The organism is Paenarthrobacter sp. CC6 (genome assembly GCF_040560085.1).
GTDB lineage: Bacteria > Actinomycetota > Actinomycetes > Actinomycetales > Micrococcaceae > Arthrobacter > Arthrobacter nicotinovorans.
This window is the reverse complement of record NZ_JARDAN010000017.1, coordinates 20,319-39,740: the sequence shown is the minus strand read 5'-3', so window position 1 is coordinate 39,740 and position 19,422 is coordinate 20,319. Positions and strand designations below refer to the sequence as shown.

Genomic DNA, 19,422 nt, shown 5'->3' with positions numbered 1-19,422 from the left:
GAACTTCCGCAGGAGAATTCTCATGGCATCCACGCCCCGCATTGTCATCATCGGAGCCGGGATCGTCGGCACCAATCTCGCCGACGAACTGGTCACCCGTGGCTGGAACAACATCACCGTCCTGGACCAGGGCCCCCTGAACATGCCCGGCGGTTCCACCTCGCATGCACCGGGACTGGTGTTCCAGACCAACCCTTCAAAGTCCATGGCGTTGTTCGCCAAGTACACGGTGGAAAAGCTCCTCTCGCTGACCGAGGACGGCCAAAGCTGCTTCAACCAGGTGGGCGGCCTTGAAGTAGCCACCACGGAAACCCGCTTGGCGGACCTCAAGCGCAAGCTGGGTTACGCGCAGTCGTGGGGCATCGACGGCAAGATCCTCTCCCGCGAAGAGTGCAAGGCACTGTACCCCCTCATCAACGAGGAAGACATCCTCGGAGGCCTGCATGTTCCCACGGATGGCCTGGCCCTGGCCGCCCGCGCGGTCCAGCTGCTCATCAAGCGCACCGAGGCCGCCGGCGTCAAGTACATCGGCAACACCGAGGTGACCGGGATCGAGCAGTCCAACCGCCGCGTCACCGGCGTCGAGACCGCCGACGGCGTGATCCCCGCGGACATCGTGGTTTCCTGCGCCGGCTTCTGGGGCGCCAAGGTAGGCGAGCTGATCGGGATGTCCGTCCCGCTCCTGCCCCTGGCCCACCAGTACGTCAAGACCACACCGGTCCCTGCACAGAAGGGCAAGAACGAACTGCCCAACGGCGCACAGCTGCCCATCCTGCGCCACCAGGACCAGGACCTTTACTACCGCGAGCACGGCGAACGCTACGGCATCGGCTCCTACGCGCACCGCCCCATGCCCGTGGACCTGGACGAACTGGGCAGCTACGAGCCCAGCAGCATCAGCGAACACAACATGCCTTCCCGCCTGGACTTCACCCTGGAAGACTTCCTTCCCGCGTGGGAAGCTACCAAGCAGATCCTCCCGGCACTGCGTGAAAGCGAGATCGAGGACGGCTTCAACGGCATCTTCTCCTTCACCCCGGACGGCGGCTCCCTGGTGGGCGAGTCCAAGGAAGTGGATGGCTTCTTCGTAGCCGAGGCCGTGTGGGTTACCCACTCCGCCGGCATCGCCCGCGCCGTGGCAGAGCTGCTGGTGGACGGAAAGTCGAAGATCGACCTTGGCGACTGCGACATCCACCGCTTCGAAGAGGTCCAGCTGACGCCCGAGTATGTCAGCGAAACGTCCCAGCAGAACTTCGTGGAGATCTACGACGTCCTGCACCCGCTCCAGCCCAAGCTGTCCCCCCGCAACCTTCGGGTCAGCCCCTTCCACGCCCGCCACAAGCAGCTGGGCGGCTACTTCCTGGAAGGTGCCGGTTGGGAACGCCCCTACTGGTTCGAAGCGAACGCCGAGTTGCTGAAGGAAATGCCGGACGAGTGGCAGCCGCCGGCCCGTGACGCCTGGTCCGGGATGTTCAGCTCCCCCATCGCTGCGGCGGAGGCGTGGAAGACCCGCACGGCAGTTGCCATGTACGACATGACGCCGCTGAAGCGCCTGGAAGTTTCCGGCCCCGGCGCCTTGAAGCTCCTGCAGGAACTGACCACCGGCGATCTCGCCAAGAAGCCCGGTGCCGTTACCTACACCCTGCTCCTGGACGAAGCCGGCGGAATCCGAAGCGACATCACGGTGGCACGCCTGAGCGAAGACACCTTCCAGCTGGGCGCCAACGGCAACATCGACACCGCCTACTTTGAGCGCGCGGCCCGCCACCAGACCGAAAACGGCAGCGCGGGCGACTGGGTCCAGGTCCGCGACACCACCGGCGGCACCTGCTGCATCGGCTTGTGGGGCCCTCTTGCCCGCGACCTCATCAGCACCGTCAGCAACGACGACTTCAGCAACGATGGCCTGAAGTACTTCCGCGCCAAGAAGGTCACCATCGGCGGGGTCACGGTGACCGCGATGCGCTTGTCCTACGTCGGCGAACTCGGTTGGGAGCTCTACACCAGCGCAGACAACGGCCAGCGCCTTTGGGATGCCCTGTGGAAGGCCGGCCAGCCGTTCGGCGTCATCGCAGCCGGTCGCGCTGCCTTCAGCTCGCTGCGCCTCGAAAAGGGCTACCGCTCCTGGGGCACGGACATGACCACCGAACACGACCCCTACGAAGCCGGCCTCGGTTTCGCCGTGAAGATGGCCAAGGAGAACTTCATTGGCAAGGCCGCCCTGGAAGGACGCACCGAGGAAGGTTCCGCCCGCCGCCTGCGCTGCTTGACCGTCGACGACGGCAGGAGCCTCGTGCTGGGCAAGGAACCGGTGTTCTACAAGGACCAGGCGGTGGGTTACGTCACCAGCGCAGCCTACGGCTACACCGTCCGCAAGCCGATCGCTTACGCCTACCTGCCGGCAGCGGTCTCGCTGGGAGACTCCGTAGAGATCGAGTACTTCGGCCGCCGCATCCAGGCAACGGTCACCGAGGATCCGCTGTACGACCCCACCATGAGCCGGCTCCGCGGCTGACCCCGCACACTGCGGGCCCGTCAACGACCCGCAGCCAGGACATGCGGCCCGGGCCCTTCCCCTCTCCCGACAGACCGGGGTCCGGGCCGCTGTTTCCGGCCTTCACATCCAGTTCAGCGTCTTACCCAGTTCAGCCAGGACGGCACATGATCAGCTCTGAAACCATCAATGATTACCTCTCCAGGCTGGCCTCCCGCCAGCCCACACCGGGCGGCGGTGCTGCCGCTGCGCTGCACGCGGCACAAGGAGCCGCGTTGGTTGCCATGGTGGCCCGGTACACCACAGGCGCGAAGTTTGAGCAGCATGCCGCGCTCGTAGCCCGGATCACCAGCGCCGCCGACCACCTGATAGTGGAAGCCTTGCGCCTGGCCGACGCCGATGAGCACGCCTTCCAGACCGTCATTGACTCCTACAAACTCCCGTCGGACACGGACGAACTCAAGAGTGCCCGCAGCGCAGCCATCCAGGATGCCCTGGTCCAGGCAGCCCAAACTCCCGCGCAACTCATCCGGGTCGCCGGTGAGGTCGTCAGCCTCGCCACCGATCTCCTGGATGCGGCAAACCCCAACGTCATCAGCGATGTCGCCGCGGCTGCAGATGCCGCCCGCGCTGCCGCCACGACAGCGCGCGTGAACATCGACATCAATGTCGTGGCCATCAAGGACAGCGCCGCCCGCAGCCGCCTGGCGGGGCAGACGGACGGACTTGAGGACAAAGTGGTCCTCGCGGCCGATTCCCTGGTCAAGCGCGTCCGCGAAAGGATCCTCTCGTGAACACCCAAGTGCTTTCCGGCAAGCAGCTGGCAACCCTCATTCAACAGCGCGCCGGGGAAGAAGTCCGCGCCCTGGAGAACAGCGGGCGCCATCCCGTCCTGGCCGTGGTGGTTGCCACCGATGACGAGTCGACGCTTTGGTACGTCCGCTCCATCGAACGTGCAGCCGAACGGCTGGGCATCGGTTGCAGGATCGTGGACCTGGGACCCGAGGCCACCGAGCAGGTATTGGCAAGCGTCCTCGGGGATCTCAGCACTGAACCTTCGGTCAACGGAATCATTCTGCAGACGCCGTTGCCGGTGGGCGTAAAGGCTGATTCGCTGGTGGGCCTCATCGCCCCGGAAAAGGACATCGACGGCGCCAATCCCCTCAGCCTCGGCCGCTTGGCTGTAGGCCAACCCGCCTTCGCCCCCGCAACAGCGCAAGCCGTGGTGGAACTGCTGGACCACTTCGACGTGCCCGTCGCGGGACGCAACGTGGTCGTCGTCGGACGTTCCGCAGTAGTGGGCAAGCCGCTGGCCTTGCTCCTCCTGGAGCGGGACGCGACTGTCACCATCTGCCATTCCAGGTCGGGGCCGCTGGAGCGCTATACCCGGCCGGCCGACGTCGTGGTTGTTGCCGCCGGAAGGACGGGCCTGCTTAAAGGCAGCCACATCTCGCCGGAGACGGTAGTGGTCGACGTCGGAACCAACGTCCTGCCCGACGGCTCACTGGTGGGGGACGTTGACGAGGCGAGCGTCACCGGTGTCGCGGCCGGGTTGACCCCGGTGCCCGGCGGCGTAGGCTCAGTCACCACAGCCCTGTTGCTCCTGCACACGGTTGAAGCCGCACGGCAGCAGGAGCCGGCCCACTTGGCCACCGCCACCTCCTCCGCCCGGATCTGAAGGGAAACCTCATGGCTACCAAAGCCCCCGACGGAAACATTGATGAGTCAAAGCTGACCGTCACCAAACCCAAAACCAAGGCGGTGGGCATCCCGGCCGTCGCCAACGCGTTGAAAATCTCGCTGGAACAGATGGGTCCGGTGCGCAGCGTCCAGACCCTGCTCGCCGTAAACCAGCTGGACGGTTTCGACTGCATGGGCTGTGCCTGGCCCGAACATGAAAAGCGGAACGCGGCGGAGTTCTGCGAGAACGGCGCCAAAGCCGTTGCTGAGGAAGCCACCCGCCGGCGCGTCACTCCCGAATTCTTCGCCAAGTACTCAGTGGAAGAACTGAAGACCCGCGACGACTACTGGCTGGGCCAACAGGGGCGCCTGACGCATCCCATGGTCCTTGAAGAAGGAGCCACCCACTACACCCCGATCGAGTGGGACGACGCTTACGAGCTGATGGCCCGGGAACTCAGGGAGTTGGAAAACCCGGACCAAGCGGTGTTCTACACCTCGGGCCGGACGTCCAACGAAGCAGCTTTCGTATATCAGCTCCTGGTCCGCGGAATCGGCACGAACAATTTGCCTGACTGTTCCAACATGTGCCACGAATCCTCCGGTTCCGCCTTGGTGGAAACGATCGGTATCGGTAAAGGCTCCGTCAGCCTCACCGATCTGGAGACGGCGTCCCTGATCTTCGTCGCCGGGCAAAATCCCGGAACCAACCACCCCCGCATGCTCAGTGCGCTGGAGAAGGCCAAGAAGAACGGTGCGGTCATCGTGTCCGTCAATCCGCTTCCCGAAGCCGGACTCCTGCACTTCGAAAACCCGCAGCATGTGGCAGGAATGATCCAAGGAACGCAGCTGACGGACGATTTCCTGCAGATCCGTGCCGGTGGCGACCAGGCTCTCTTCCAGGGCCTGGGTAAATACCTTCTGGAAGCCGAAGCCGAGGGCCGCAAGACCCCGGGCCTGGAAACCGTTCTTGACCATGCGTTCATCAATGACCACACCGTGGGCATCGACGACTATCTCCGTTTCCTGGAGAAGGTGGAATGGGATGACATCGTGGAGGCAACGGGGCTCACCCTGGAACAGATCCACGCCACCGGTGAACGGCTTCTGGCTTCCAGCGCCACCATTGTCTGCTGGGCCATGGGCCTGACGCAGCACAAGCACTCCGTGCCCACGCTCCGCGACGTGGTGAACGTCCTGCTGCTCCAAGGAAACATCGGCAAGCCCGGCGCCGGCGTCTGCCCTGTGCGTGGCCACTCGAATGTCCAGGGCGACCGCACCATGGGCATCTTCGAGAAGATGCCGGAAGCATTCCACGACCGACTGGACCAGGAATTCGAATTCCGTTCGCCCCGGGACCACGGCTATGACACTGTTGCGGCCATCCGTGCCATGCGGGACGGGAAAGTGCGTTTCTTCATGGGAATGGGCGGCAATTTCGTGCGGGCCGCCCCCGACTCGGAGGTCACCGAGCACGCCTTGGCCAACACCCGGTTGACCGTCCAGATCTCCACCAAGCTGAACCACTCGCACCTGTCCACCGGCCGGCGGGCACTGATCCTGCCGACCCTCGGTCGCACCGAAAAGGACACCCAGCGAACCGGCGACCAGCGGGTCACCGTGGAAGATTCCATGAGTGCCGTCCACGCCTCACGTGGCCGCCTGAAGCCTGCAAGCGAGCACCTCCACTCCGAAGTCGCGATCGTCTGCAACCTCGCGGACAAGCTTTTCACCGACGGGTACCAACGATTGCCCAACACCCCCAGGGCTTCCTGGCTCGCCATGAGGGACGACTACACCCTGATCAGGAAACACATCGAGGCGGTCTTCGACGGATTTGAAGACTTCGAAGCCCGGATCCAGCATCCCGGCGGCTTCGTGCTGCCCCACCCGCCCCGCGACGCCAGGAAGTTCGACACGGCCTCCGGGAAAGCGCACTTCACGGGCAATGAACTGGAGTTCATCAAAGTCCCGCCGGGCAAGCTGGTCCTCCAAACCCTGCGCTCCCACGACCAGTACAACACCACCATTTACGGCAAGGACGACCGGTACCGCGGCATCCACGGCGGCCGTCGGGTGGTGCTGATCAATGCAGGGGACATCAGCGAGCTCGGCTTTGCCGATGGGGACATGGTCCACCTGGTCTCGGAGTTCCACGGGACAGAGCGACGGGCCGAAAACTTCCGCATCGTTTCCTATTCGACGCCGAAAGGCTGCGCCGCCGCGTACTACCCCGAAACCAACGTCCTGGTGCCGCTGGATTCCGTCGCCGACACCAGCGGCACCCCGACCTCGAAGTCCGTGATCATCCGGCTGGAAAAGGCCTAGCCGCACCACAACTGTCCATTTGTCCGTTTATCGATATGTCCAACTGTCCGTGAATGGTGCTTCGGTGGCCTGAAACCTGGGGAGGTATTCCTCATCGAAGCACCGCTTTCGGACCGTTGGACAGCTCAGTTCAACAACAGCAAGGAACAGGGAGTAACCATGTCAGGAAACAGAGCAGTCGCCTACAAGGAACCCGGTGTCGTCGAAATCATCGACACCGACTACCCAACGTTTGAACTCAAGGACGGACCGGGCGTCAACCCGGCCAACGTCGGCAGGAAGGTCCCGCACGGGGCCATCCTGCGGACAGTGACCACCAACATCTGCGGTTCGGACCAGCACATGGTCCGCGGACGCACCACCGCACCGCAGAACCTTGTCCTTGGCCACGAAATCACCGGTGAAGTGGTGGAGGTGGGACCCGACGTCGAATTCATCAAGGTAGGTGACATCGTCTCGGTACCGTTCAACATCTCCTGTGGCCGCTGCCGGAACTGCAAGGAACAGAAGACCGGCATCTGCCTCAACGTCAACCCCGACCGCCCCGGCAGCGCCTACGGCTACGTGGACATGGGGGGCTGGGTCGGCGGACAGGCGGAGTATGTCCTGGTCCCGTACGCGGACTGGAACCTCCTGCGCTTCCCGGACCGGGACCAGGCCCTGGAGAAGATCATGGACCTGACCATGCTCTCGGACATTTTCCCCACCGGCTTCCACGGCGCAGTCACAGCCGGTGTCGGCGTCGGGTCCACCGTGTACGTTGCCGGTGCCGGTCCCGTGGGCATCGCTGCCGCGGTCGGCGCCCAACTGCTGGGGGCCGCCGTCGTGATTGTGGGCGACATGAACGAGGACCGCCTCGCCCAGGCCCGATCCTTCGGCTGCGAAACCGTCAACGTCTCCCAAGGCGATCCCAAGGACCAGATCGAGCAGATCCTGGGCGTTCCCGAAGTGGACTGCGGCGTTGACGCTGTGGGCTTCGAAGCCCGGGGACACGGAAAGGACGCCTCGCACGAAGCCCCGGCCACCGTGCTGAACTCACTCATGGACATCACCGCGGCCGGCGGCGCCCTGGGCATCCCGGGCCTCTACGTGACCGGCGATCCGGGCGGAATCGACGACGCCGCCAAGCACGGTTCGCTCTCCCTGTCGTTGGGGACGGGCTGGGCCAAGTCCTTGTCCTTCACCACCGGTCAATGCCCCGTGATGAAGTACAACCGCCAGTTGATGATGGCCATCCTCCACGACAAGGTCCAGATCGCCAAGGCGGTCAACGCCCAGGCCATCCCGCTCGAAGACGCGCCCCGCGGCTACGCCGAATTCGACGCCGGAGCCGCAACCAAGTTCGTACTGAACCCCAACGGTTACGTGAAGGCCTGACAACAGCTACCGGGGACTGCGCGGCAGTAATTACGGGAAGGCCGTGCAGTCCCCGGTGCCTTCCACACCGGAAGCACCACCCAGGAAACGGACATCCATGCTTGCACAAGAGGAGTTAACAGCCGGCCTCCAGCGGAACCATGCCATGACGTGGGCCGAAGCCCGGCAACTGGCGTACCACTGCGCAGCTCCCCTCCCCTCCGCACCAACAAGCCTCGACGCGGCGATCGGCTGCACTTTGGCCCGCGATGTTGTTGCCCGGCAGGACCTTCCCCATTACGCGTCATCTGCCATGGACGGCTGGGCCATCAGCGGTGAAGGACCCTGGGCACTCACCGGGCCCGGGCGGCGCCTTTCTGCCGGAGAAGCCAGTGTCATTGCCACCGGAGGCCTCATTCCTGCCGGAGCCACCACTGTGCTCCGCAAGGAAAGCGGACAGCTGTCCGACGACGGGCACCTCACCTTGGGGCCGGAGATGAAACCGGGCGAAACACTTCCCGGCCGCCACATCCGCCCGGCCGGCGAAGAAGCCACCGCAGGCGACATCCTCATACCCGCCGGCACCCTCCTCAATCCGGCACACCTTGCCCTGGCCGCGGTGGCCGGCCACGATCAGCTGCAGGTACAGCGCAAGCCGAGGGTCGCCGTCGTCATGACCGGTTCTGAAGTGGTCACCTCAGGTGACCCCGCGCCCGGACAGGTGCGCGATGCTTTTGGTCCGCAGCTCAATGCCGTCATCCCGCAATTGGGCGGAGTGCCGGATGGGCAGCTACGGATCGGCGACTCGTACGGAGAGTGGCTGGCGGCACTGGACGGCGCCGGCGGCGGGCGGCGTCCCGAGGTGACGATCACCACCGGAGGCACCGGAAAATCCGGTACAGACCACTTCCGTGCCGCCGTAGCGGCGCTCGGCGGGCGGCTCCTGCTGGACGGGGTAGCCATGCGCCCCGGACATCCCGCCGTCATGGCCGAACTGCCGGACGGTCACTTCATCATCGGGCTGCCGGGCAATCCGCTGGCAGCCATGCTGGCCCTCATGACCCTGGGCGAACCCCTGCTCGCCGCCCTGGGAAACCGCCCCTTCCAGGAGGCCACTCCGCTGCTTTCCGGCGCCGACATCGAACCCGTCCAGGGAAAGACGCGCCTCATACCCTGCCGGCTCATCCACGGGCTGGTGTTCCCGGCCGCCCACGCTCGTCCCGGGATGATGCGCGGGCTCGCGTGGGCCGACGCGTATATGGCGGTGCCTCCGGAAGGAGCAGTGGCCGGCGAGCCGGTTCCCGTGCTGCCCCTGCCATGGACAGCGCCCATCGGCAACCCGGGCCAGAACCAGCCAGGAAGGCCCACCGTATGGCCCGCATGACGCAGCGCAGGAAAATCCACCGTTTCCAACTCGATGGGACGGGCGGCGAGCACCCTGTTCGTCACAAAGAGGACGTCCTGGCTGCCGAGGAGCCACTGGAAATCAGGATCGGTGGGACCTCCTTCGCAGTGACAATGCGGACACCCGGGGACGACTTCGATCTTGTGGCCGGGTTCCTGGTGTCCGAGGGCATCATCCGGAACCCATCGGAACTGCTTTCCCTGCGGTTCTGTGCCGGCGAAAAGGACGGGACACAGACCTTCAATGTCGTCGACGCCCAGCTGCGCCCGGACGTGCCCCTGCCGGACACCAAACGCCACGTCTACACGTCCAGCTCGTGCGGCATCTGCGGAACCGACTCGATCGACGCCGTGCGCAAGACCATCCACTACGACGCGTCCCTGGATGGGCTGCGGGTTCCCGTTGATCTCCTGGCCGGGCTGCCGGACCGCCTCCGTGAGGCCCAGGCCGTTTTCGACAGGACCGGCGGTGTCCATGCTGCGGGACTCTTCAGGGTGGATGGTTCCGAGCCGGAGCTCCTGTGCCTTCGCGAGGACGTGGGGCGCCACAACGCCGTCGACAAGGTGGTGGGGTGGGCACTCCGCCAGGACCTGTTGCCGCTGACGGGCCTGGTCCTGCAGGTCTCCGGCAGGGCATCGTTCGAACTCGTCCAGAAGGCCGCGCTGGCCGGAATACCGGTCTTGTCAGCGGTCAGCGCACCCTCTAGCCTGGCAGCCGATCTTGCAGTGGGGACCGGCCTGACCCTGGTGGGCTTCAGCCGTGGCCACAGCCTGAACGTCTATGTAGGAAGGGAACGACTCATCGATTCACGGGCCAACGTCCAGGAGGTGGCCGTCAGCGCATAAGTTACGAGTGCCCCATGATGTGAAAGAGTCCGTGTAAAACTCCGTCTAGGATGAGGAAAGACGAGGGTGCAGGCCGTTCAGGGCTACCAGGCCCAGGGCCGCCTGCCTGGACAACGACACGAGGCAGCATGGCCGCACGCAACAACCCGGACTTCGACAAGGACGCGGACGCCCAGGGCGGAGGCGTCCAGTCAGTGGACCGCGCCCTCCAGATCCTGGAAATCCTGGCCCGGGAAGGCGACGCCGGAGTGAGCGAAATCGCCGAGGAGATGGGCGTCCACAAATCCACCGTGTCCCGGCTTGTGGGCTCCCTGGTTGGCCGCGACCTCGTCCGGCAAAACAGCGAACGTGGCAAGTACCAGCTGGGCTTCGGCATCCTCCGCCTGGCGTCATCCATTCCCGGCAGGCTGAGTGTTGTCCACGAGGCACGGGAAGTGCTGGAGGCCCTGGCTCACGAGTACAAGGAGACGGTCAATCTGGCTGTCCTGAGGTCCAACTATGCGGTCAACGTGGACCAGGCGATGGGACCGTCGACTTTGGCCACCTATGACTGGGTGGGGAGCCTGACGCCGTTGCATGCCACGTCGAGCGGCAAGGTTCTCCTGGCAGCACTGACGGCAGACGAAAGAACCCAGGTTTTCAAGGCGGTTGGGCTGCCTGCACGAACGCCCCGCACGGTGACGAACCGCGGAGAGCTGGAGAAGCAACTGCTGGACGTGGCCCGCAACGGATACGCCACGGTCCACGAAGAGTTTGAGATCGGCCTCACCGCCGTGGCTGTGCCCATTTTCAACCACACCGGCAGTGTCATTGCCGCCGTGAGCATCTCCGGTCCGGCGTTCCGTTTTTCGCCAGAAGAGCAGCCGGGCCTCATCGATGGACTGCGCGAGGCCGGGCTGAGTATCAGCGCCAGGATGGGCTACAGGCCCCGTTAGTCCGGACCCGTAACCAGCTCTTTCCCCGCGGCGCTCTTGGCGCAACGGTCATCATGATAGGCAACACCCCACGTCAAGGCCAATTGATATATCAAGTGGCCGTCAAAGACGGGAAAAGCCTTGACTTTGATGTGTGACGGGGCGCACTCTGTTGCTTAGCGCGAATGTTGTTGATTCATGCGGAACGTTCCTAACCTTCTCCGAACGCACAGCCCAAGGCCGTGCATCAACGCAAAACCCATGACTCGCCGAGCAAAGGACCCGCTCATGGCTACAAACAGTGACATAAAACCGTTAACACCTGAGGAGTTGCCTGCCGACGATCGTCCGGCAGGCAGTCCAGCAACCCGACCCGCCCACGTGGAGCTTCCTGAAGAAGTCATCAGCAGCTCCCCCGATGCAACAAACCCGGCAGCCCTCAACGACGAGGATGGAGGCGCAGAGACTCTCCCCGATTCTGAAGAATACGATCAGATCCTGGTGGAACTGCGCAACGCCAAGACCGAGCAGGCCGTCTCCGCCCGCCGGAACCAGAAACTTACCCTCGACAAAGTCACCTTCGGGATCACGGGCGCCATCGCCGTCGCCTTCGTGGTCTGGGGCTTTGTCGGACGCGACAGCCTTTCGGAAACATCCAAAGGTGCCCTGAACTGGGTCATGGAATACACAGGCTGGCTCTTCATGGTCCTCGCCTCCTTGTTCGTCGTCTTTGTCCTGTGGCTGGCCCTGGGCAAATTCGGCAACATCCCGCTGGGCAAGGACGGCGAGAAGCCCGAATTCCGCACCGTCTCCTGGGTGGCCATGATGTTCGCCGCGGGCATGGGCATCGGCCTCATGTTCTACGGCGTGGCTGAGCCTCTCTACCACTACATCTCGCCCCCGCCAGGAACCGTGGACGGCCGCACGCCCGCCGCCATCCAGACCGCCATGGCCACCTCGATCTTCCACTGGACCCTCCACCCGTGGGCCATGTACGCAGTGGTTGGCATCGCCATGGCCTACGGGACCTACCGCCTCGGCCGCAAACAGCTGGTCTCCGCAGCGTTCACTTCGCTGTTCGGCATCCGGATGGTCGAAGGGCCGATCGGAAAGTTCATCAACATCCTTGCCATCTTTGCCACCCTCTTCGGAACCGCTGCTTCCCTGGGCCTCGGTGCCCTGCAGATCGGCAGCGGCATGACGTCCAACGGCTGGGTGGGTGAGATCGGCACTCCCGTGCTGGTGGTCATCGTGGCCGTCCTGACGTTCTGCTTCGTAGCATCAGCGGTTTCCGGCATCAGCCGCGGAATCCAGTGGCTGTCCAATATCAACATGGTCCTGGCCGTGGTGCTTGCACTCATCGTCTTCGTTGCCGGCCCCACCCTGTTCATCCTCAACCTGATCCCCTCGGCCATCGGCGACTACGCCCGCGACCTCGCGGAGATGTCGTCCAGGACAGAAGCCGTGGGCGACGACGCGTTGCGCAGCTGGATGACCAGCTGGACCATCTTCTACTGGGCCTGGTGGATCTCCTGGACGCCCTTCGTTGGCCTCTTTATCGCGCGCATCAGCCGCGGCCGCACCATCCGCCAATTCGTTACCGGCGTGCTTCTGGTCCCCAGCGTTGTCAGCGTGATCTGGTTCGGCATCTTCGGCGGAGCCGCATTCCACGTCCAGCAGGAAGCGGACAAGGCCGGTACGCCCGGCCTGGTGACCACAACCAACGGGGTCCCTTCAGTCAACTTCGACGGCGCACTCTTCGACCTCGTCAAGAACCTGGGAATGCCCGGCTGGGCCACGGTCGCTGTCATTGTCCTGGCCATGGTGCTCGTGGCGATCTTCTTCATCACCGGTGCCGACGCGGCCTCCATCGTCATGGGCTCACTCAGCTCCAACGGTGCTGAGCACCCCCGCCGTGCCGTGGTCATCTTCTGGGGAAGCCTCACCGGTGCTGTTGCAGCGGTCATGCTGCTGGCTGGTGGTGATGAACCATCCGAAGCCCTGGCCGGATTGCAAAGAGTCACCATCGTGGCGGCGCTGCCGTTCGTGATCGTCATGCTGCTGCTCTGTTTCGCCCTGACCAAGGACCTGCGGCGCGATCCCCTGTCGCTGCATAAGCGACTTGCCACCTCGGTGGTTGAACGAGCCATCCGGACCGGTGTCGAGCAACACGGCGGCGTCCAGTTCGACCTCGTCACCAAGCATGAGTGCGCCGGGAAATGTAACGAGTCCGATTGCCCCGGAGGAACGGCCACAGGGACCATACCGCTCGTCGGCAAACCCCAGCTGAACTCCGAAGACAAGTGACCGGCTCCGCCCCAAGCACTTCACCTGCACAGCTCTTTACCTGCACAGTTCATCCCACATAGTTAGGGCCCGCATGTCTTACATCTCAACCACCGACGGAACCCTCCGGCTCAGCCACCAGGCAAACGACGTGACCCTCACCCTGGACGCCTCCAAGCCCATGACGCTGCGCATCGAGGTTGACCGTTGTCCCTGCGGCTCGGAACACAGCCGCCCCGGTTCCTACGTCGACAGCGACTTGAACAACTAGCACCGCAACTTAACAGCAAAGCAGGCGCCGGATTCTTCCGGCGCCTGCTTTTGTTTGTACCGCTGTGGAGCTGTTTGTACCGCTGTGGAGCTGTTTGTACCGCTGTGGGGCCTGGGCCTACTTGGGCATCAGCACCGAGTCAACCAGGTACACCGTCGCGTTGGCGGTCTGGACGCCACCGCAGATGACGTTGGCGCCATTCACGGTGAGGGCGTCCTTGGTGCCTGCAACAGTCACTTCGCCACCCTCTACCGTCTTGTGGGTGCCTACGATCTTGTCCGGGGACAGCTGTCCGGGGACTACGTGGTAGGTGAGGATCTTGCTCAGCAGGGCGTCATCGGTCTTGAGCGTTTCGATGGTGGCCGGGTCGATCTTGGCGAAAGCGTCATCAACCGGTGCGAAGACCGTGAATTCGCTGCCGTTCAGGGTGGAGACCAGGTCAACCTTGGGGTTGAGCTTGCCCGAGACGGCGGCGGTGAGGGTCTTGAGCAGCGGGTTGTTGGAAGCAGCGGTTGCTACCGGGTCCTTGGCCATTCCTGAGACCGAACCGGCACCGTCCGGAACCTGTGCGGCGTAGCCGGCGCAGCCGGGGCCTACAAGGTTGGCGGCGGGATCCATGGCGGCGCTGCTCATGGGGGACGACGACGGCGACGGTGCCATCGACGACGGAGCCGCGGAGGAACTCATCGGGGCGGGTGACGAAGAAGAGGGCGAGCTGGAGGTGCTGGATCCACCACAGGCAGTGAGCCCGAGAAGGGTGGCTGCAGTGAGGCCAACGAAGGCGAGGGCGGGGCGCTTTGTGGACAACATGTCATTCTCCTTGTTTTTGGAACCAGGGCGTTGGGTCCATTGGGTGGTGGGACACGGGCTGCAGGTACCGCTTTTGCTGTACCTCCGGTTTGTGTCTCACCAACTATTCGGAGGATGGGGCAGGGTGGATGGGTGCGGATTGAAAAAGTTTTTCGAACACTTTGAAACCGGGTCCACTCATGGCCCGCGGTGAGGCCATGCCGGGCCATAAGTGAACCCCGTTTTTACAAGTACGGCCGCGTGATGAGTTCGAGCGCGTGGCCCGAAGGGTCTTTGAAGTAGACGCCCCGGCCGCCGTGCTCGGTGTTCGTCTCACCCGGGCGGGTCATCTGCGGATCGGCCCAATGTTCGACGCCGGCACTCAGCAACCGCTGATAGGCGCGGTCGAAGTGCGCGTCGTCCACCAGGAACGCATAGTGCTGCATCTGGATCTCCACCGGCGGCTCAGCGAACTGGAGCATCACTCCTCCAGCCAAAGTGAGGTTGCTGAATGGCCCCCAGCCGGGAGCTTCGTCGGCTTCAAGGATGGACCGGTAGAACCTGGCAGAAATTTCGCGGTCAAGGGACGCGATGATGGTGTGGTTGAAAAGCGCTGGCATTCATGACTCCTTTTATGTGGGTTCGTTTCGATGGGTTGCTGGGTCATCGATCCACAAGGCGGAGCACGCTCGCGCGTCAGAGGTCGGCCGGGTAGCCGATCCGTGCAGGGCAGAAGCCCGATCCGGTCATCACGACCGCAAGCCTACCTGAGCCTCGCGGCAGTCCTGGCATATTTCCCGCCGTCGCCCCAAAACCCGTCCACCCGCCGTCGTCCGTTGCCCACCACCGGCCCGGGTGACAGGATGGGCGGCATGGCTATCGAGGTGAGACCGGCGACGGTGTTCGATGACGTGAAGACCATGGTCGGTCCCAAGCGCCCCGATTCCAACGTGTGCTGGTGCCTGAGTTACAGGATCCCGTCCAGGCTGAACCAAAGCCTTCAAAGACAGGAGCGCGGGAAGTACGTCGAGAAGCTGGTCGCCGAAGACCCGCCTCCCGGGGTGTTGGCGTACGACGGCGACGAAGTAGTTGGGTGGGCAGCGGTGCACCCGCGCGCGGACACCAGTTTCGCGACGAACCGAAAGATCCCGCAGGTGGACGATGCCAAGGTGTGGTCCGTGTGGTGCATCCGTGTGCGGCCCGGGCATCGCGGCAAGGGCATCTCCCACGAGTTGCTGCGCGGAGCCATCGAATTCGCCAAGAGTCATGGCGCCCCGTTCATCGAGGGCTATCCCGTGGACAACCAGGGCGGCAAAGTGGACCTGACCATGGCTTATGTGGGTACGCGAAAGCTCTTCGAGAAGGCCGGCTTCAAGAAGGTGGCCGAGACGACGTCCGTGCTCAACGGTTTCCCCCGGGTACTCATGCGCCTGGACCTGCGCTGAAAACCATCCAACTAGGTGCCCTGTAACCGCGCCGTCATCCGGTGCGCTTCCTCGAGCAGCAGCTTGCCCAGGAACTCCTGCCGGTCAGGGCGGAACCGTGGCTCGATCCCCGTCAGGGACAAAGCCCACGCCGGCCGGCCCTGGGGGTCAAACACCGCAGCCCCCATGCCCCAGCTGCCTTCAAGAATCAGTCCGGGATTCACGGAGTAGCCGGTCAAACGGGTCTGCTCCAGGTTGTCCCGCACCACGTCCGCGGGGTGTCCGGAAGCGAAGTCGCCCGCATGTGCCGGCCAATCCGCCAGGAGGGACTCTTGCTCCCCAAGAGGCAGGAAAGCCATGATCGCCGTTCCTGCCGAAGCGATGCCCAGCGGAAAGCGGACGCCCTCGTGCAGCACGAACGACCTCACAGGGAACGAACCTTCTTCACGCAGCACGCACACTGTTTCATTGCCCCGGCGGATGGAGAAGAACGCGCTCTCCCCGGTTTCGGCTGCCAAGCGGCGCAATGACGGGCGGGCAATGTCTTCCATGGGAAAACGGGCCGCCGCCACCGACCCCAACAGGAAGATTTCCGGCCCCAACACCCATTTGCCGGAGCTTGAATCGTGTTCCAGCAGGCCCTCCGCAGCCAGCGAGGTCAGTAGCCGGTGCACAGTTGGCCGGGTCAGCCCGGATTCACGAACCAAACCCGCCAACGAGGTGCCCTCGGGCTTCCGTCCCACCATCCGAAGCAGCAGCGCTACGCGCCCCACCACTTGCGCTCCCTGTACCGCCATAGTGGCCTCCCGAAGATTTCATCCACAATATGGACACCACCCACCATAGCGTCCATAGGGTGAGTAGCCAATGGGATGGCCCGTTGACCCACACCCTGAAGAAATCTAGGCTCCAAGGAAAGAACGGATTGTCCACAAAGTGGATGCCACTCAGCAACACTCAACATCACTCAACGAGGAGTCCACCATGTCCAAGATCCACGCGAGCGCAGCCCAAGCGCTCCATGACCTGATGGCAGACGGCCTGACCATCGCCGTCGGAGGTTTTGGCCTCAGCGGCATCCCCGCCGACCTGATCGACGCCGTTCGCGCGTCGGGCGCCAAGGATCTGACCATTGTTTCCAACAACATGGGCGTGGACGGCAAGGGACTGGGCGTGCTGATCGAGGCCGGCCAGGTCCGCAAAGTCGTTGCTTCCTACGTGGGCGAGAACAAGCTCTTCGCCGAGCAGTATTTGGCCGGCCAGCTGGAGGTCGAGTTCACCCCGCAAGGCACCCTGGCCGAACGCCTTCGCGCCGGCGGCGCCGGCATTCCCGCTTTCTACACGCGGACGGGCGTGGGCACCCTGGTTGCCGAAGGCAAGCCGCTGGAAGAGTTCGACGGCGTCACGTACGTCCGCGAGCGCGCCATCACCGCCGACGTCGCACTGGTCCACGCCCACACCGCGGACACGGACGGCAACCTGGTGTACCGCTACACCGCACGGAACTTCAACCCGGTGGTGGCCACGGCAGGCACCGTAACTATTGCCGAGGCGGAGGTCATCGTTGAACCGGGCGAGCTGGACCCTAACCACATCGTCACCCCGGGCGTCTACGTCCAACGGCTTGTCCAGGCAAGCAACAGGGTCAAGGACATCGAACAGCGCACGGTTCGCCCGCGTGCTGAAGCGCACCCCTCTGAACCCCTTACGGTCTGAAGCAGAAGGAGCAAACCATGGCTTGGACACGAGACCAGATGGCCGCGATAGCGGCAGAAGAACTGAACGACGGCGACTACGTCAACCTCGGTATCGGCATCCCCACACTGGTGGCCAACAACCTGCCCGATGGCGTGCGGGTAGTCCTCCAAAGCGAGAACGGGCTGCTCGGCATGGGTCCGTTCCCTTATGAGGGCGAGGAAGACGCCGACCTTATCAACGCGGGCAAGCAGACCGTCACCATCACCCCCGGCGGGAGCATCTTCGACTCTGCAACGTCATTCGGCATGATCCGTGGCGGGCACGTGAAGGTAGCCATCCTTGGCGCCATGCAGGTGTCCGGCAGCGGCGACCTAGCCAACTGGACCATCCCCGGCAAGATGGTGAAGGGTATGGGCGGTGCCATGGACCTGGTGGCCGGGACCCCACGCGTCGTGGTCCTGACCGAGCACAACGCCAAGGACGGTTCGGCCAAGATCGTCACCGAATGCACCCTCCCCCTCACGGGGCTCCGCTGCGTGGACCGGATCATCACGGACCTGGCCGTTTTCGACATCGAAGAGACGCCCGACGGCGGCACCCGCCTGCTGCTGACCCGTCTCGCCCCGGGCGTCACCGTGGAAGAGCTCCGCGACAAGACCGGGGCCGGGTTCGCGGTAGCGCTCGCCTCTGAAGAACACACCCTCGAAGGAGCCAACGCATGAGCCTCAAAGACCAGTTCGGCAAAGACATCCTGCTCACGGGATGGGGCCACAGCAAGTTCGGGAAGCTGACCGATGAGACCCTGGAATCCCTGATCGTCCAGGTGGCCGGGGAGGCCATCAGCAACTCCGGGCTGGACCCCAAGGACATCGACGAGATCTACCTCGGCCAGTTCAACTCCGGCATGCAGCCGCTGGGTTTCACGTCATCCCTGGCGCTCCAGCTCTCCGCGGACCTGGCCAACGTCCCCGCGACCCGGACGGAGAACGCCTGCGCTTCCGGGTCCGCCGCCTTCCAGCAAGGCGTCAAAGCCGTGCTGGCCGGAACTGCCCGGAACGTGCTGGTGATCGGTGCGGAGAAAATGACCGACGCCGGAGCCGACGTCGTGGGGGCAGCGTTGCTCGGCGCTTCCTACGAAATGGCTGGCAAAGCCTCCAGCACCGGATTCACGGGCCTCTTCGCGGAGGTCGCCAAGCATTATGACAAGCGCTACGGGGCGGGCATCACCGGTCCCGGTGTCCAAGGCCTCGGCGACGTCCTGGGTTCCATCGCCGCCAAGAACCACCGCAACGGCATGGACAACCCTTACGCCCAGATGCACCGCGACTTCGGCGAGGAATTCTGCCGGACCATTTCGGACAAGAACCCCATGGTGGCCGAACCCTTGCGCCGCACCGACTGTTCGCCGGTCTCGGACGGAGCTGCCGCCGTCGTGCTGTCATCGTCGGCGACCGGGGGCGCAACCGCCCCCGTGCGCCTGGCTGGGTTCGGCCACGCGAACGACTTCTTCCCCGTAGAACGCCGCGATCCCACCGAATTCGCCGCCACCAGGGCGTCGTGGGAGCGCGCCTTCGCCATGGCCGGCGTCGGCATTGAGGGGCTGGACTTCGCCGAGGTTCACGACTGCTTCACCATCGCCGAGCTCATCATGTACGAGGCCATGGGCCTGGCTCCCCGCGGTGAAGGATCCCGGGCCGTCACGGAGGGTTGGGTCTACAAGGACGGCAAGCTCCCCATCAACGTCTCCGGCGGCCTGAAAGCGAAGGGCCATCCGGTGGGCGCCACCGGTGTGTCGCAGCATGTCATCGCCGCTATGCAGCTCAGCGGAACCGCCGGCGACATGCAGTTGCCCAACGCCCGTCGCGGAGCCGTCCAGAACATGGGCGGCGTGGGCATCGCCAACTATGTGAGCGTTCTGGAAGCCGTCTAGCC

17 protein-coding genes are annotated in these 19,422 nt (G+C 64.1%); 14 read left to right on the top strand and 3 right to left on the bottom strand.

Annotation, left to right across the window (positions count from 1 at the left end; translation table 11 throughout):
- Positions 1-22 precede the first annotated feature (22 nt).
- The 10 genes from PV760_RS16280 to PV760_RS16235 all read left to right on the top strand — a co-directional run bounded on the left by PV760_RS16280 (position 23) and on the right by PV760_RS16235 (position 13,579).
- Positions 23-2,515 carry a GcvT family protein gene (locus PV760_RS16280; RefSeq protein WP_055973836.1) on the top strand — a complete coding sequence of 831 codons (2,493 nt, stop codon included), beginning with the start codon at positions 23-25 and terminating at the stop codon, positions 2,513-2,515.
- A gap of 146 nt (positions 2,516-2,661) precedes the next feature.
- Positions 2,662-3,288 carry a cyclodeaminase/cyclohydrolase family protein gene (locus tag PV760_RS16275; RefSeq protein WP_018779500.1) on the top strand — a complete coding sequence of 209 codons (627 nt, stop codon included), beginning with the start codon at positions 2,662-2,664 and terminating at the stop codon, positions 3,286-3,288.
- Positions 3,285-4,172: a bifunctional 5,10-methylenetetrahydrofolate dehydrogenase/5,10-methenyltetrahydrofolate cyclohydrolase gene (locus tag PV760_RS16270; protein ID WP_354628255.1), complete on the top strand. Its 888-nt coding sequence runs from the start codon at positions 3,285-3,287 to the stop codon at positions 4,170-4,172. The genes PV760_RS16275 and PV760_RS16270 overlap by 4 nt, the downstream gene beginning before the upstream one ends.
- An 11-nt stretch (positions 4,173-4,183) precedes the next feature.
- A complete protein-coding gene (locus tag PV760_RS16265) occupies positions 4,184-6,502 on the top strand; it encodes an FdhF/YdeP family oxidoreductase (protein WP_281444672.1) in 2,319 nt (772 codons plus the stop codon).
- 159 nt (positions 6,503-6,661) lie between these two features.
- On the top strand, positions 6,662-7,879 hold the full coding sequence (gene fdhA, locus PV760_RS16260) for a formaldehyde dehydrogenase, glutathione-independent (RefSeq protein ID WP_018779503.1): 1,218 nt from the start codon (positions 6,662-6,664) through the stop codon (positions 7,877-7,879).
- Positions 7,880-7,976: 97 nt separating this feature from the next.
- On the top strand, positions 7,977-9,242 hold the full coding sequence (locus PV760_RS16255) for a molybdopterin molybdotransferase MoeA (protein WP_354628254.1): 1,266 nt from the start codon (positions 7,977-7,979) through the stop codon (positions 9,240-9,242).
- On the top strand, positions 9,230-10,108 hold the full coding sequence (gene fdhD, locus PV760_RS16250) for a formate dehydrogenase accessory sulfurtransferase FdhD (RefSeq protein WP_354628253.1): 879 nt from the start codon (positions 9,230-9,232) through the stop codon (positions 10,106-10,108). Before PV760_RS16255 ends, fdhD begins: the two co-directional genes overlap by 13 nt.
- Positions 10,109-10,236: 128 nt before the next feature.
- Positions 10,237-11,043 (top strand): IclR family transcriptional regulator, encoded by an 807-nt coding sequence (locus tag PV760_RS16245; protein WP_018779506.1) that lies wholly within the window; start codon positions 10,237-10,239, stop codon positions 11,041-11,043.
- Positions 11,044-11,310: 267 nt separating this feature from the next.
- A complete protein-coding gene (locus tag PV760_RS16240; protein ID WP_354628252.1) occupies positions 11,311-13,329 on the top strand; it encodes a BCCT family transporter in 2,019 nt (672 codons plus the stop codon).
- 73 nt (positions 13,330-13,402) lie between these two features.
- Positions 13,403-13,579, top strand: coding sequence for a hypothetical protein (locus PV760_RS16235; RefSeq protein WP_018779508.1), 177 nt, complete (start codon positions 13,403-13,405; stop codon positions 13,577-13,579).
- 117 nt (positions 13,580-13,696) lie between these two features.
- On the opposite strand, the gene PV760_RS16230 is transcribed toward PV760_RS16235, so the two are convergent.
- Both PV760_RS16230 and PV760_RS16225 read right to left on the bottom strand, forming a co-directional pair.
- Positions 13,697-14,389 (bottom strand): fasciclin domain-containing protein, encoded by a 693-nt coding sequence (locus PV760_RS16230; protein WP_026267414.1) that lies wholly within the window; start codon positions 14,387-14,389, stop codon positions 13,697-13,699.
- Between the two features lie 224 nt (positions 14,390-14,613).
- Positions 14,614-14,988 carry a VOC family protein gene (locus PV760_RS16225; RefSeq protein ID WP_039239413.1) on the bottom strand — a complete coding sequence of 125 codons (375 nt, stop codon included), beginning with the start codon at positions 14,986-14,988 and terminating at the stop codon, positions 14,614-14,616.
- 252 nt (positions 14,989-15,240) lie between these two features.
- Between PV760_RS16225 and PV760_RS16220 the strand changes: the two genes are divergently transcribed.
- Positions 15,241-15,813: a GNAT family N-acetyltransferase gene (locus PV760_RS16220; RefSeq protein ID WP_018779512.1), complete on the top strand. Its 573-nt coding sequence runs from the start codon at positions 15,241-15,243 to the stop codon at positions 15,811-15,813.
- 11 nt (positions 15,814-15,824) lie between these two features.
- Here PV760_RS16220 and PV760_RS16215 read toward each other — a convergent pair whose 3' ends face one another.
- Positions 15,825-16,589, bottom strand: a complete 765-nt coding sequence (locus PV760_RS16215; RefSeq protein WP_354628251.1) for an IclR family transcriptional regulator — start codon at positions 16,587-16,589, stop codon at positions 15,825-15,827.
- Positions 16,590-16,776: 187 nt separating this feature from the next.
- Between PV760_RS16215 and PV760_RS16210 the strand changes: the two genes are divergently transcribed.
- Genes PV760_RS16210 through PV760_RS16200 form a run of 3 tightly spaced genes read left to right on the top strand, consistent with a single transcriptional unit; the run spans position 16,777 to position 19,420 of the window.
- A complete protein-coding gene (locus PV760_RS16210; protein WP_354628250.1) occupies positions 16,777-17,508 on the top strand; it encodes a CoA transferase subunit A in 732 nt (243 codons plus the stop codon).
- 17 nt (positions 17,509-17,525) lie between these two features.
- Positions 17,526-18,212 (top strand): CoA transferase subunit B, encoded by a 687-nt coding sequence (locus PV760_RS16205; protein WP_354628249.1) that lies wholly within the window; start codon positions 17,526-17,528, stop codon positions 18,210-18,212.
- Positions 18,209-19,420 carry an acetyl-CoA acetyltransferase gene (locus PV760_RS16200; protein WP_354628248.1) on the top strand — a complete coding sequence of 404 codons (1,212 nt, stop codon included), beginning with the start codon at positions 18,209-18,211 and terminating at the stop codon, positions 19,418-19,420. Before PV760_RS16205 ends, PV760_RS16200 begins: the two co-directional genes overlap by 4 nt.
- Positions 19,421-19,422: the final 2 nt, after the last annotated feature.